The following is a 13,440-nucleotide window of genomic DNA, read 5'->3' on the forward strand; positions in this document are numbered from 1 at the left end:
TCCTCTTTTGCTTCAACCTGTTCTATCGATGAGCGAACCTATAGAAACCCTGTAGGTTTCTTTGTGTTGCTGCAAGAGCACCCTTTTCTAAAGAAAAGAAAACGAAGGCAGGAGCGGAAGGCGGCGCTTCCAGCGGGAAGAGCAGCAGCCGAAGATCCTATCAAACGGCGGTTTTTCCGTTTGATATAGCTGAGGCGCTGCCCGCGGAAAACGTCCGCCTGCAGCGGATGCTTCTTTGCCCCCAGCGTATTCCTAAAGTAGAAACGAGTTATAGATATAGAACGGAACCTCACTCAAACAATAACCCTCTTTATCACGGATTCAGGCTGTCAATTTATACGGAAAAGTTTTTCCGCGTTGCCGGTTGTTTTCTCTGCCAATTCTTCAAGTGGAATTTCTTTGAGTTCCGCTATTTTTTCTGCGACCAGCTTCACGTAGGCTGGTTCATTGCGTTTACCGCGGTTTGGGTGCGGCGCAAGGAAGGGGCAGTCGGTTTCCACAAGAAGCCGGTCCATTGGTATTTCTTTTGCCACATCTTTTGGCAGCTGCGCGTTTTTGAACGTGACAGGTCCGCCGAATGATATGTGAAAGTCCATATCAAGCGCCTGCTTTGCAATGGCCTGGTCACCGCCGAAGCAATGCATGATGCCGCCCGTTTCTGCGGCATTTTCTTCTTTCAGAATATCCACGATATCCTGATGAGCTTCACGGTCGTGGATAACCAGCGGCAGGTTCACCTTTTTCGCGAGCGCAATCTGTTTGCGAAAAGCCTCTTTCTGCACATCGGCCGGTGACTTATCCCAGTGATAATCAAGGCCTGTCTCCCCGATGGCGACCACTTTAGGGTGAGCTGACAGTTCTTCAATCCATTCCAGATCCCGGTCGGTCATGTCCACAGCATCAACCGGGTGCCAGCCGATGGACGCATACATAAAGTCGTAGGTATCAATCAATTCCATTGCTTTTTTGATCGTCTCATGGTCAAAACCAACGACATTCATTTTTTCCACACCGACCTCTTTGGCCCGGTCTATTGTCTCCTGCAGATCGTCCTGAAAATCGTCGATATTCAAGTGAACGTGGGTATCAAATAACATTCTCTCCACTCCTTTGTTATCCATGAAAATAAAGGCTGACCTAAAAGGTGGATGTTCCTTTCAGGTCAGACCCTGCTGCCTTTGTATTGATTAATTTACTTCCGATCCGCTCGGCATGTCTTGACTTACTGTGGCAAGGGTGAGTTCATCCCCGCGCGAGGCTGCCAGTATCATTCCCTGTGACAGTTCCCCGCGCAGTTTCACCGGTTTCAGGTTTGTAACACAAATTACCTTTTTACCCTCAAGATCGGCCGGCGCGTAATGCTCGGCGATACCGGATACAACCTGGCGTTTTTCGCCACCGACATCGAGCTGGATTTTGAGAAGTTTATCCGTCTTTTTCACCGGTTCTGCAGAAAGAATCTCAGCGACTTTCAGCTTGACTTTGGAAAAGTCATCAATCGTGATTTCTTCTTCCACCTCTTCGGCTTGTTCAGCTTCTTCATCTTCGGCGCTCTTCACAGTGCCGCCCATATCTTCAATAATCCGTGCCACCTCTTCCTCAACTTCCAGGCGCGGAAAGATTGGTTCCCCTTTTTCCACCACACGAGTCCCTTCCGGAAGCTGCGCGAATCCGCGCATCGTCTCCCATTCCCTGTAAGACTCCGGAATACCGAGCTGATGCCAGATAGAGTGCGGTGTTTTTGTCATAAACGGCTGGATCATGATCGAAATGTAACGCAGCGATTCAGCCAGATGGTAGAGTACGGTCCCCAGTTCTTCTTTCTGGTCTTCTTCCTTTGCCAGCATCCACGGCTGAGTTTCATCAATATATTTGTTCGTACGGCTGATCAATTGCCAAATGGCAGTAAGAGCCACTGAAAACTCCATTTCTTCCATCGAAGATTCCACTTTATCGACAGTCGCATGAACCAGTTCCACCAACGATTCATCATACGGTGTCCCATCCTGCAGATACGCCGGGAGCTGACCGTCGAAGTACTTGTTTATCATGGCGACCGTGCGGTTCAACAGGTTGCCGAGGTCGTTTGCCAGATCATAGTTCAACCGTTCGATGAAGCTTTCCGGTGTGAAAACGCCGTCCGAACCAAACGGTACTTCACGGAGCAGGTAATACCGCAGCGCATCCAGTCCGTACCGGTTAATGAGCGGTACCGGATCGACGACATTTCCTTTGGATTTCGACATTTTGCCATCTTTCATGAGCAGCCAGCCGTGGCCGAACACTTTTTTCGGAAGCGGCTGATCGAGCGCCATCAGCATGATCGGCCAGTAAATGGTATGAAAACGGACGATCTCTTTGCCGACCAGGTGGACATCCGCCGGCCAGTATGCCCGGAAATCTTCATCGTTTTCCGTGTCATACCCAAGAGCCGTAATATAGTTGGAAAGCGCGTCAATCCAAACATAAACGACATGTTCCGGATCACTGCTTACAGGGATTCCCCATTCAAATGCGGTTCTTGATACAGCCAGATCTTCCAGTCCCGGCTTGATAAAGTTGTTAATCATTTCATTTTTACGCGATTCCGGCTGAATGAAGTCCGGGTTGTCTTCATAAAACTGAAGCAGGCGGTCCGCATACCGGCTCATTCGGAAGAAGTACGACTCCTCCTGTACCCATTCCACCGGATTGCCGCTTTCCGGACTATATCCACCGACAATCTTTCCATTTTCAAAGATGGGGTCTTCGAGCTGACGTTCCGTAAAAAACGATTCATCTGAAACGGAATACCAGCCTTCATATTTATCGAGATAAATATCACCGTTTGCTTTCAGTTTCTCAAATATGCGCTGCACTACTTTTTTATGGCGCTCTTCGGTCGTACGGATAAAATCATCGTAGGAAATATCAAGCGTATCCCATAAATTTTTAATACCTGCCACGATTTCATCCACAAATGCCTGCGGTGTGACTCCTTTGTCTTCGGCTTTGCGTTCAATTTTCTGACCGTGTTCGTCCGTCCCGGTCAAATACCGGACATCAAAACCGCGGAGACGTTTGTACCGTGCCATGGCATCTCCTGCTACTGTTGTGTAGGCATGACCGATATGAAGCTTGTCACTTGGATAATAAATCGGAGTCGTAATATAGAAAGTATTCTTTTCTTCTGCCATTTTTCATCCTCCTTCTGCCTGTAGAAATACTCCATTACTTCAAATAGCGGAAGTTCGACTAAAAACGCCTGTTGCTGTACGAGCACCAAGCGGATCTGCATCCTAAAAAAACTCCCGCCCTTATAAAGGGACGAGAGTATCACTCACGCGGTACCACCCAAATTTCTTCATCTAAAGGGATGAAGCTTTGTGCACTGCCTGGTTTCGTGGACTACGAAAAACAGCGCGCTCTCTATAACGCGAGAACTGCGTCCTTCCCTTGCTCGTAGAGCTCGGAAAGAAAATCCTCCCGGGACCATGTTCAAGAGTGCTTTCTGTACCGGATTCCACCATCCCCGGCTCTCTTTGACAGTTTCCCCCCCTACTCATCCCTTCATCGGAATCTTATAGGTTGATCTTGTTCGATTCTTCCAACTAAGACTATAACGAAGCGCCCTTTACCTGTCAAGACGAGCACGAAAGCGTTTTGTTATTCATGATGCATCCGTCTTATCTTTATTTAATTCGACATATATCGACATTATCACGAATTTCATGTCGAAATGCGTTTTCTGTATAAGTTTTACATGATACAATAACTTTATATTCTAAAAGTTTCATCTCTATACCTCTCTAAAATGCATATTTCACTTGCATTACATTATCGTGCTTCTCTTAACAATTTTGAAATTTCTTCAAGCTTTTTCAGTTTTTTTTACTAAAATAATTGACGTGTTTTGGAAAGATTGGTATTCTTGGCACAGGATGATAGAGAAATTTGTCGAACGATGACACCTTTTATACTATACTTGAGGAGGAACCAAAATGAAATCAACCGGAATTGTAAGAAAAGTAGACGAACTCGGCCGGGTCGTAATCCCGATTGAACTACGCCGTACCCTGGACATTGCGGAAAAGGATGCTCTTGAGATTTATGTCGATCACGACCGCATTGTGCTAAAAAAGTACAAGCCGAACATGACCTGTCAGGTGACCGGTGAAGTTTCCGATGACAACATTTCACTGGCTGACGGTAAAATCATCCTCTCTCCGGAAGGCGCCGAAGAAGTGATCAAAGACCTGCAGTCTTATGTAGACCATCATAAGTAAACAAAAAGAGTCTAGGACAAAACCTGTAAAAGAAGCGAAAAATGCCGAACATTTTTTATAAATCGTTCGGCATTTTTCGTTTCTGAGACAAACCGCTGCGCCAAAACGCTTCGCTTTTACTCCAGAGCACAAGGGCGGCATCGATTCGCCGGGGCTCATCGTGTCTTCTTTGCACTCCGGCCGTACGGACGCAGAAAATGCGGGCGTTTGTTTGCTGTGTTCAGATTGGGGGAACGGACATTCGTTGCAATTGGGTTCTAAGGCACTTTAGGTGGAAAAGAACCCTCTAAAACGTCGTTGGGCACATCGCCGAAGGCACTTTATAGTACCCGGCGCGTCCATAAACGTCACTATGAATGATTCCGAAGGCACTTTAGGTAGTTCCGTGCCTCGGTAAACGTCATTAGGAACGAATCGAGACGGCGTGCAGCGGAAAAATGAACGGGGCGACGCAGCAAAGAGCCCGCGTCATGGCTGGAAAAGGAAGAGAAATAGTCCCGAAGGCACTTTAGGGGGAAAAGGACCCGCTAAAACGTCGTTCGGCATAACGCCTGAGGCACTTTATAGTACCCGGCGCGTCCCTAAACGTCACTATGAATGATTCCGAAGGCACTTTAGGTAGTTCCGTGCCTCGGTAAACGTCATTAGGAACGAATCGAGACGGCGTACAGCAGAAAAATGAACGGGGCGACGCAGCAAAGAGCCCGCGTCATGGCTGGAAAAGGGAGAGAAATAGTCCCGAAGGCACTTTAGAGGGCTCCGCGCCCCGGTAAACGTCATTATCCTGTGGAAGTACGTCACGTGCGGGCGCTGACCTGACCGCACATCCTGCGGGGACCCGCGACTCGTGCTGTTTGGAGCAGGAGTCCAAGCATGTAGGCTCCGCTGCTGGACAATGGTTGAACAACGCCGCCGGACATTCGTGTTTTTCCTCCGCCTATTTTATTTTTGTCCCAGGTTTTTTTGTTTCAAAGGATGTGCTTTACAGCTGGTGATAGGCAGCATAGACTTCCTGTTTGGGCACCCCGCGGTCTTTTGCGGCAGCCTTGATGGCTTCTTTGGCTGACATTCCCTGCTCCTTGTACACTTGGACGTGTGTCCGGGGATCCAACGACTCCCACCAGACATCTGCGGCCGGAGCACTGTCCTCCTCCGCGCCCTCCACAATGACACAACACTCTCCCTTGATGGTATGCTGGTTTAGGTACTGAGCAAGCTCCGAGAGAGATCCGCGCAGAATCTCTTCATACTGCTTGGTTAATTCTCTTGCCAGCACGGCCTGCCTCTCTCCCCAATTCTCCTCCAGATGAGACACCGTCTCTTTCAGCCGGTACGGCGATTCGTAAAAAAGAATCGGCACATCCACGCCCGAAAGTTTCTCAAGGCAGGCCTGCCTGTCTTTTTTCTTTCGGGGGAGAAAACCATAAAAATAAAACGGGCCGCCCCCCAGACCAGATGCGGTCAATGCCGTAACAGCGGCATTCGCCCCTGGAAGAGAAATAACGACGATGTTTTTTCCCACCGCCTGCTGGACAAGTTCGCGGCCGGGATCAGAAACAAGCGGAGTTCCCGCATCACTGACGAGTGCAGCAGTGCCGCCTTCCTCGAGCAGTGCGAGGATTTTTCCTTCTTTTCCTTCTGAGCTGTGTTCGTGATAACTGTCCAGCGGTGTCGAAATCTCAAAGTAATGGCACAACTTCCTGGTATGGCGGGTATCTTCAGCAAAAATCTTATCTACGTCCTGCAGCACCCGCACCGCCCGGTATGTCATATCTTCGAGGTTCCCGATCGGGGTAGGGACGAGGTACAGCGCACCTGAAGTCTGCTGCCTGAAACTCTGCTGGTGGTTCATGACAATCCTTCCTCTCTGTCGATCAGAAACTTTTCCTTCTCTTTGCGCGTCCACTGTTTGATTTCATACTCCATCCGCATAGCATCGGATTTTTTATCGAACACTTCGTGATAGACAATTCGAAACGGTCCCCGTCCTCTCGTATATTTTGCTCCTTTGCCCTGTTCATGCATGCGAAGCCTCTGCACAAGATTCGTTGTGTATCCCGTATAATAGGAACCGTCTTTGCATTCAAGTATGTATACATGATGTTCAGCAGCCTTCATAGTATCTTCTGAACTCCTCGGTATAGGCTCCCTTTTCATCATAAACAGTTAAGGGAGGAAGACATGTCAGTCCCGCTTTTCCATCTTTCATGCCTTCTGCCAACAATATATTTGCTTCTTTGCCGTGCTTTGGATAAACCATCTTCATCCGCTTTGGTTCTATCCTGTACTTTCGAAACGTTTCAAACAGTTCCACCATCCGTTCCGGACGCAGAACCATCGAAACTTTTCCCTTTTGTTTCACCATACCAGACGCCGCACAAATGATGTCATCCAGCGTACCATGCTGTTCATGGCGCGCACTAGTAAAAAATGGATTCGAATTCTTTTCTGCATCCTGCGGGGTCGGAAAGTAAGGGGGATTGCAGGTGACCAAATCAGCCTCCCCTATTTTTGTCCGAAGCTCCGGATCGCGGACATCAGCTTCTTTCATCACAATCTGTTCCTGTTTGTGATTCCAGATTACGCTCCGCCCGGCCATATCCACGAGAAGCCGCTGTATTTCCACGCCGGTGATCGGCACACTGCTGCGTGTTGATAAGACAAGGGGAATGACTCCGTTTCCGCTGCATAAATCGATAATGGTTCCCTTTGTTTTCGGTACATATGTAAAACGGGCAAGGAGTACAGCATCTATAGAAAAAGCGAATACCAAAGAGCTCTGAATAATGGAAAGCTCCCGTGTAATATAATCAAGCCTTTCCCCTTCCTGTAACGATGCGTTCATCCTGTTCACCTGCCTCTCTTCCTATTCTATCACGAAAAAAGATTCCGGGATAAAAGAGGCTGCCCCTGTCGACAGGAGCAGCTTCTATGAAGTGATTTATTTTTGATTGAGAAAAGAAAGACAAAACAAGCAGTCTCCGTTGGTTCTCAGGCTGCCATAATGCATATTGCAGATATGAAAACCTTCATGGTAAAGGCGGGCTAAATTATCGTGCCCTTCCCCTACACTTTTTGCAGCGCCGGAGGAAGTCTGTTCATTGTTTTCCGGCGCTTCGCTCTCTTTTTCTTCGAGGAGCTTACGTAAGTGCTGATTTTCAAGTGCCAGCGAATGATTTTCTTCAATGAGCATCGCCAACTGTTCTTTCAATTCTCCAAGCTCATCATGAAACGTTCCAATCCGCTCTTCCATGTGTATAACCTGCGAGAAAATTTCTTTCTTCTCCACGATCCTTCCACCTCAATTAATCCCCTTGTCTTCAGCTCACAATATGACCTTCCTCCATTAATTCATCGAGACTGTATTCAAGCACATTCTGTTCTTCTCTCAGTTCCACCTGAACAAGACGTTCCAAAATGTTTACACCGACCACTCTGCCTTCCCCCTGCGGCGTGGTGATATGCTCTCCCGTATCCGGGAGTTCCTTTTTCGCAGTCTCATAATGGTCATTTTCATATTTCAAGCAGCACATGAGACGTCCGCACAACCCGGAAATCTTCGCGGGATTCAGCGAAAGATTCTGGTCTTTGGCCATCTTGATCGACACCGGTTCAAAATCACCAAGGAATGTCGAACAACAAAGCACGCGGCCGCACGGGCCAATACCGCCAAGCAGTTTTGCTTCATCGCGGACACCAATCTGGCGCAGTTCAATCCGTGTACGGAACACCGATGCGAGATCTTTAACGAGATTCCGGAAATCAATCCGGCCTTCTGCGGTAAAATAAAAGAGCACCTTATTCCGGTCAAACGTGTATTCAGCATCGACCAGATTCATATCCAGCTGATGTTCTTTAATTTTGGCTTCACATACTTCATATGCCTTATGCGAAAACTCTTTGTTTTCTTCGATGACGGTTTTATCTTCTTCCGTGGCAAGTCGTACGACTTCTTTCAGCGGCAGAACAACATCATCTTCGCCCACCTGCTTTTTCCCGAGAACGGCTTTCCCAAATTCCAGGCCCCGGGACGTCTCCACCACAACCCAGTCGTCTTTTTCTATCGTTAAAGAACCGGGAGAAAAATAGTAAATTTTACCCGCTTTTTTAAACCTGACTCCTATTACATCATGCAACGCTAAGATCCCTCCTGTAAACGGAGCAGTAAATGCTCCATAAGAAGCTGGGCATTTACATTGGCACGAAGTTTCCGCTTCGCATCCAGGATCAGCTGCAATATACGGGCGATTTCTGTTTCCGGCATTTGAAGACCCTGCTTTTCCATTGTTTCCCTTTGATCCGGGTAGGCAAGATCCTGCCCATTATGTTTTACCGTCAACAGATCACGGTACCAGAAAAGCAGCAAATCCAGGCCGATGTCCAGCTCTTCTCTATCCTTAAAATGAGCAATCCACTTTTCCTGCAGTGTCAAAAGTACCTGATGAGGTCTGGAGTGAACCTCTTCCACTAATTGTATCACTAGTGCTCTGCCCTGTACAATCCAGTCTGTGGCTTCTCCCTGGTAACTGCCGGCAGCTTCATCGGGCAGCCTTGCAAGAAGCGGCGCCGCTGTTTCGGAGGCACCTTCTTCTCTGTAAGTGCGGGCTCTCTTTTCGGGCGATGGAGGCGCAAAGGAAAGTTTCTGGGCACGGGAGAGAATGGTATCAAGCATGAAATGGACATTTTCCGTCAATAAAAGAGCCAGAATAGGACTTTCCGGCTCTTCAAGAAACTTAAGCAGGCTGTTGGCAGCACCTGCTGTCATTCGATCCGCGTCGTTTATAATATATATTTTAAAAGATGTTTCCATTCCTTTATACGTCAATTCCTTCTGGAGTGCTTCCACCTGCGCTTTTTTAATGGAAGCACCGTCCGGCTCCACTACAATAATATCAGGATGGTTGCCGTGTTTAATTCTTCTGCATTCACGGCATGTCCCGCACGGTGCCGCGTTCTCACGATGTGGACAGAACTGGCTCTGTGCAATGAGCCACGCTGCGTCTTTTTTGCCTGCGCCGCGCATGCCTTCAAATATATAGGCATGAGCAAGCCTGTTCTTTTCCATGCTCTGTTTCAGCATCGTCATCACGACACGCTGGTCTTCCATCATCCGGTTCCAGTCCATAAGGATCCCTCGTTCTTAAAACTGATTAAACTGTTCGACCTGCATAATAAAGACTGTCGCGCCGCCCACCTGGACTTCGACTGGATACGGAACATAGGAATCAGCATTGCCTCCCATCGGAGAAACCGGGGCTACCAGCTGATCTCTGGCCTGACAGTTGTTTTTAATAATATCAAGCACAGATTGCACCTTCTCATCATTCACTCCGACCAAAAAAGTGGTGCTGCCCGCTCGTAAAAATCCTCCGGTACTGGCTAATTTCGTGGCGCGGAAGTCTTCTTCCACCAGTGCGTTGGATAAACGGCTGCTGTCTTTGTCCTGCACAACCGCCACAATTAATTTCATGAGAACACCCTCTTTCTGCGCTTGTAAAATACCTGTTCATTCTATATTACTGTACATGCTTCCAAAAAGAAAACCCTGTTTGTTCCGGTCACGAAGAAAGAACCTGCAAAATCTGATTTACAGCATGATGCTGAACTTCTTCCATCGGTAACGCAGCATCTACTTTATGTATGCGTTCCGGAAACCGTTGCGCGAGCTTTTCATACGCCTGGTACACGCTGTGATGAAAGTCAAGATGTTCCTGATCCAATCTATTGAATTCCCTTTTTTTATTTTCATGGATACGGTTCAGACCTTCCACGGGATCAATATCAAGATAAATGGTCGCATCCGGCATATGCTCCTCCACGGCAAATTCATTGATAGTGAGTACTTCCTCGACACCTATTCCCCTGGCTGCACCCTGATAAGCGAGACTGCTGTCAATGAAACGGTCACAGAGAACGATGGTACCTTCCTCGAGAGCCGGAATCACTTTTTCCGTGAGATGCTGGCGCCGTGCTGCCGCATACAGCAGTGCCTCTGTACGCCGTTCCATCGCTTTATGTTCAGGATCCAGAATCAATGTCCTGATTTTTTCCGCAATATCAATGCCTCCCGGTTCCCGTGTTTTCAGAACCGGATACCCTTTTTCTTCAAGCTCATGGTGAACCCTGTCCAGCACAGTCGTTTTTCCCGCGCCGTCACAGCCTTCAAATGTAATAAAAAGACCTCTTTTTGTCATCATGTTTCCTTCCTTTTCACTATACTGGTCAACCATTGTCCGTTTTCCGACTGCCGGACCCCCTGAACACCCCCGCCTTGTTCCAGGCGCCCCAGCAGAAAATCCAATCGTTCTCCGGTTAACGTCTCTCCTTTTAGAAAAAGAGGTACTCCCGGAGGATACGGAACAATATCAAGTGCAGCCTGCTTATATTCAGCGTTCTCGAGTGTCGTTATTTCTGTTTCACCCCGTCCTGCCTTGTACCAGTCTGCAGGAAGTTTCTGCATACCTGAAAAGGGAAGAGACCGCACCCCTGCGACGGGGGTGACCGACGGATTTTCACTCCGCAGGCGGTCCGTCCCGCGCTCAATCCTCTGCAATGTTTCTGTCGTAAGGGGCTGAAAGGAAAGAAAAAAGACGACATGCGCCTCATCTGCCAGTTCTGTAAATACGTGCTCTTTCTCAAGATACCGCTGCAACGCCCAGCCGGTATGTCCTTCCGGCGTGCGGGCCACGATTTTCAGTGGATCAGCCTGCACGTGTTCAGGAGGGAGTTGTTCCTCAAGAGAGCCCGCCTGAAGCACAGCCTGTTTTGTCTGCTGTAATTGTTCCCGCAGCACAGTATCGTCTGTCTGTGTCAGATCATGCAGGTATTTTCTCGCCGCGTCCAACGACGCCAGCAGCAGATAAGATGGGCTGCTTGACTCTATCATAGCAGCCGCCTCCTGTACATCTTCTGAATGGATACGACTTGACCGGCCGACATGCAGGTAACCCGTCATCGTCAGCGCAGGCAGTGTTTTATGGGCAGAATGCACAACAAGATCCGCACCAAGGGAGACCGCACTGTCCGGAAATACGTCTCCCGCCGGAAAGTGTGCCCCGTGCGCTTCATCTACAAGCACCAGCGCCCCGTGCTTTTTGGCTTCCCCAATAATCGCACCGAGCGGAGACGTCCATCCATAATAGCCGGGCCGGTTTACAATTAATGCTGCTGCTTCCGGGTGATAATGAAAAGCCTCTTGCACCGTAGGAATACTTAACCCAAGCGGCAGACCCGATGTTTCGTCATATTCCGGCTCCAGAAATACCGGCTGCGCTTTGACAAGCCGCAGACCGTTAATTATTGATTTATGGGTGTCCCGCTGTACAAACACCACATCGCCTTCCTGCAGGGCAGCAATAATCATAATCATATTCCCTGCGGTGGATCCCCCAATCAGAAAGAACGCCGAGCGGCTTCCATAAATGTCAGCTGTCAGCTGCTGGGCCAAGGCAATCACCCCGCGGGGATCATGCAGATCATCAAGTCCCGGCAGTTCTGTTTGGTCAAACCGGGCGGCCGACAGGATATCACGCGCGTACGCCGGCTGTACGAAGCCGTTTTTATGACCGGGTACGTGAAAGGAATCCGGCAGTTTTTTTGCATGCTGCTGCAGGGCTTCAACAATAGGGAGCGATGATTGATCCATGTATAGCCCCTTTTCTACTTTTTTATGAATATCTGTATCTAAAATTATGACGTAATCCGAGCTTTCCTGCAAATATTCCTTTTACATCAACAGCTTGGAAGCTCTGGACGAACTCAATGTTTTTACCGCCTGGTGATAGGTGGGATCTTCTGCTTCCAGCTGGAGCAGCTCTTTTTCGCAGTCCAGGCATAAAAAGATATCCAGAATATGAATGCCTCTGCTTTCCTTCCGGCCGCATAGAGTACAAGAGTCCGTCTGTCTATCTTTCTCCATATCAATGTCACCTCCCCTATCATCTATGAAACTTATTCTGTCCGTTTCTCCCTGATTTTATTCCTGAACCCGCTGCCTGCTGTATCGTATGCTGTGGGCGCATATATGTTATTACCTCCCGGCTGTTGGTTTTCATACGATGGCAGAACGCGCGGACTGCATCTTCTTCCTCCGATTTTAGAAATGTAAAGGATCGAGCAGCCATGGAAAAAAGCTGCTCCACCCAGGTGGAACAGCTCCTTCGACGCTGTAACGTTTTCTATCACCAGACGGCATATGCCGCGGCCCGGACTTCAATCAATGGATGATACAATGCCATAGCCTGCACTCCGATAATCGTCCCTGCCGGCCGGTATTCTTCCAGACACTCCTTGAAAAGAGTCGTACACGATTCAAAGTGTTCCTCCGGGTTCGTCAAAAAGATTTCATTCCAGCAATGTCCGAATGCGTAACATGAAAATCTTCCAGAATATGGTCCATACGGTGGTGACCGCAGCGTAGATCCGTTGGGCGCTCCTGTTGAACGAGAGTGCAGCCGCTGTATCAGAAATGCGATATTTGTCTGCATTGAACCTAAAGAATAAGCCGCTGATTCCATTTTAGAAAAGCCATAACAACTTTTGCAGCTGCTCTGGGGAATGCAAACGTAATGATCAATCCACCATAGTGCCGTTTATCCCCTTTTTCACACCTGTGAACGTCACCATGAACCTTTCTACGTTACGTTTATCCCAAAAAAAAGAGATTAACGCAACTTAGAGCCTCCTAACCCTTTTATTTTCACAATATTGTTAAAATTTAACGTATACAGAGGCGAGAATGCAGGAACCAAGTGACAATGAAATGCCTCATCCATAAAAAAAGAACCGCCGGATAAAATATCCGACCGTCCTTTGGGTGCCTGGCGGCGTCCTACTTTCACAAAGGGTTGCCCCTTCATTATCATCGGCGCTGGAGAGCTTAACTTCCGTGTTCGGCATGGGAACGGGTGGGACCTCTCCGCCGTCGCCACCAGACCTGGCGCCCTTTAGCGGGCTTTTTGTTGGGCAGGGAACGATGTTCCCTCAAAACGACATAACGATTGCTTGAGCCTTGAATCGAACCACCATCTTCAGGATAAGCCCTCGACCGATTAGTATCTGTCAGCTGCACGTGTCACCACGCTTCCACCTCAGACCTATCAACCTGATCATCTCTCAGGGGTCTTACTCACTTCTTGTGATGGGAAATCTCATCTTGAGGTGGGCTTCATGCTTA

15 protein-coding genes, 2 rRNA genes and 1 other annotated feature are annotated in these 13,440 nt (G+C 48.4%); of the genes, 2 read left to right on the forward strand and 15 right to left on the reverse strand.

Going from position 1 to position 13,440, the window contains the following annotated elements; translation table 11 throughout:
- Positions 1–189: hypothetical protein (locus BM058_RS18550; RefSeq protein WP_218151918.1), on the forward strand; the 189-nt coding region annotated here is incomplete at its 5' end.
- Between the two features lie 140 nt (positions 190–329).
- Here BM058_RS18550 and BM058_RS17305 read toward each other — a convergent pair.
- Positions 330–1,097 (reverse strand): TatD family hydrolase, encoded by a 768-nt coding sequence (locus BM058_RS17305; protein ID WP_090928876.1) that lies wholly within the window; start codon positions 1,095–1,097, stop codon positions 330–332.
- Between the two features lie 90 nt (positions 1,098–1,187).
- Positions 1,188–3,176 carry a methionine--tRNA ligase gene (gene metG, locus BM058_RS17310; RefSeq protein WP_090928879.1) on the reverse strand — a complete coding sequence of 663 codons (1,989 nt, stop codon included), beginning with the start codon at positions 3,174–3,176 and terminating at the stop codon, positions 1,188–1,190.
- 123 nt (positions 3,177–3,299) lie between these two features.
- Positions 3,300–3,562 (reverse strand) — a binding site (T-box leader).
- Between the two features lie 418 nt (positions 3,563–3,980).
- Between metG and BM058_RS17315 the strand changes: the two genes are divergently transcribed.
- A complete protein-coding gene (locus BM058_RS17315) occupies positions 3,981–4,265 on the forward strand; it encodes an AbrB/MazE/SpoVT family DNA-binding domain-containing protein (RefSeq protein WP_090928883.1) in 285 nt (94 codons plus the stop codon).
- A gap of 982 nt (positions 4,266–5,247) precedes the next feature.
- Here BM058_RS17315 and rsmI read toward each other — a convergent pair.
- The 13 genes from rsmI to BM058_RS17380 form a co-directional block, all read right to left on the reverse strand.
- A complete protein-coding gene (gene rsmI, locus BM058_RS17320; protein ID WP_090928886.1) occupies positions 5,248–6,117 on the reverse strand; it encodes a 16S rRNA (cytidine(1402)-2'-O)-methyltransferase in 870 nt (289 codons plus the stop codon).
- The gene (locus BM058_RS17325; protein WP_090928889.1) at positions 6,114–6,383 is read right to left on the reverse strand and encodes a GIY-YIG nuclease family protein; all 270 of its coding nucleotides are present in this window, start codon (positions 6,381–6,383) and stop codon (positions 6,114–6,116) included. Before BM058_RS17325 ends, rsmI begins: the two co-directional genes overlap by 4 nt.
- Positions 6,370–7,110, reverse strand: coding sequence for a tRNA1(Val) (adenine(37)-N6)-methyltransferase (locus BM058_RS17330; protein WP_090928911.1), 741 nt, complete (start codon positions 7,108–7,110; stop codon positions 6,370–6,372). The genes BM058_RS17325 and BM058_RS17330 overlap by 14 nt, the downstream gene beginning before the upstream one ends.
- A 96-nt stretch (positions 7,111–7,206) precedes the next feature.
- Positions 7,207–7,554, reverse strand: a complete 348-nt coding sequence (gene yabA / locus BM058_RS17335) for a DNA replication initiation control protein YabA (protein WP_090928892.1) — start codon at positions 7,552–7,554, stop codon at positions 7,207–7,209.
- 31 nt (positions 7,555–7,585) lie between these two features.
- Positions 7,586–8,401 (reverse strand): PSP1 domain-containing protein, encoded by an 816-nt coding sequence (locus tag BM058_RS17340; RefSeq protein ID WP_090928893.1) that lies wholly within the window; start codon positions 8,399–8,401, stop codon positions 7,586–7,588.
- A 2-nt stretch (positions 8,402–8,403) separates the two neighbouring features.
- A complete protein-coding gene (gene holB, locus BM058_RS17345; protein ID WP_090928895.1) occupies positions 8,404–9,390 on the reverse strand; it encodes a DNA polymerase III subunit delta' in 987 nt (328 codons plus the stop codon).
- Between the two features lie 15 nt (positions 9,391–9,405).
- A complete protein-coding gene (locus tag BM058_RS17350; RefSeq protein ID WP_090928896.1) occupies positions 9,406–9,735 on the reverse strand; it encodes a cyclic-di-AMP receptor in 330 nt (109 codons plus the stop codon).
- 88 nt (positions 9,736–9,823) lie between these two features.
- Positions 9,824–10,459 carry a dTMP kinase gene (gene tmk, locus BM058_RS17355; protein WP_090928899.1) on the reverse strand — a complete coding sequence of 212 codons (636 nt, stop codon included), beginning with the start codon at positions 10,457–10,459 and terminating at the stop codon, positions 9,824–9,826.
- Positions 10,459–11,910: an aminotransferase class I/II-fold pyridoxal phosphate-dependent enzyme gene (locus tag BM058_RS17360; RefSeq protein ID WP_143083067.1), complete on the reverse strand. Its 1,452-nt coding sequence runs from the start codon at positions 11,908–11,910 to the stop codon at positions 10,459–10,461. The genes tmk and BM058_RS17360 overlap by 1 nt, the downstream gene beginning before the upstream one ends.
- A gap of 81 nt (positions 11,911–11,991) precedes the next feature.
- Positions 11,992–12,183 carry a sigma factor G inhibitor Gin gene (locus BM058_RS17365; protein WP_090928905.1) on the reverse strand — a complete coding sequence of 64 codons (192 nt, stop codon included), beginning with the start codon at positions 12,181–12,183 and terminating at the stop codon, positions 11,992–11,994.
- 262 nt (positions 12,184–12,445) lie between these two features.
- Positions 12,446–12,601, reverse strand: coding sequence for a hypothetical protein (locus BM058_RS18465; RefSeq protein WP_177195623.1), 156 nt, complete (start codon positions 12,599–12,601; stop codon positions 12,446–12,448).
- A 481-nt stretch (positions 12,602–13,082) separates the two neighbouring features.
- A 5S ribosomal RNA gene (gene rrf, locus BM058_RS17375) occupies positions 13,083–13,199 on the reverse strand.
- Positions 13,200–13,295: 96 nt separating this feature from the next.
- A 23S ribosomal RNA gene (locus BM058_RS17380) occupies positions 13,296–13,440 on the reverse strand; the annotation flags it as partial.

It is taken from the genome of Salibacterium qingdaonense (assembly GCF_900114715.1).
Lineage (GTDB): Bacteria > Bacillota > Bacilli > Bacillales > Marinococcaceae > Salibacterium > Salibacterium qingdaonense.

Coding starts and splice junctions, on each gene's coding strand:
- BM058_RS17325 (WP_090928889.1), bottom strand. CDS start 6,383: ATGAAGGCTGCTGAACATCATGTATACATACTTGAATGCAAAGACGGT.
- BM058_RS17365 (WP_090928905.1), bottom strand. CDS start 12,183: ATGGAGAAAGATAGACAGACGGACTCTTGTACTCTATGCGGCCGGAAG.
- tmk (WP_090928899.1), bottom strand. CDS start 10,459: ATGACAAAAAGAGGTCTTTTTATTACATTTGAAGGCTGTGACGGCGCG.
- BM058_RS17330 (WP_090928911.1), bottom strand. CDS start 7,110: ATGAACGCATCGTTACAGGAAGGGGAAAGGCTTGATTATATTACACGG.
- BM058_RS17360 (WP_143083067.1), bottom strand. CDS start 11,910: ATGGATCAATCATCGCTCCCTATTGTTGAAGCCCTGCAGCAGCATGCA.
- BM058_RS17350 (WP_090928896.1), bottom strand. CDS start 9,735: ATGAAATTAATTGTGGCGGTTGTGCAGGACAAAGACAGCAGCCGTTTA.
- BM058_RS17305 (WP_090928876.1), bottom strand. CDS start 1,097: ATGTTATTTGATACCCACGTTCACTTGAATATCGACGATTTTCAGGAC.
- holB (WP_090928895.1), bottom strand. CDS start 9,390: ATGGACTGGAACCGGATGATGGAAGACCAGCGTGTCGTGATGACGATG.
- metG (WP_090928879.1), bottom strand. CDS start 3,176: ATGGCAGAAGAAAAGAATACTTTCTATATTACGACTCCGATTTATTAT.
- rsmI (WP_090928886.1), bottom strand. CDS start 6,117: ATGAACCACCAGCAGAGTTTCAGGCAGCAGACTTCAGGTGCGCTGTAC.
- BM058_RS17315 (WP_090928883.1), top strand. CDS start 3,981: ATGAAATCAACCGGAATTGTAAGAAAAGTAGACGAACTCGGCCGGGTC.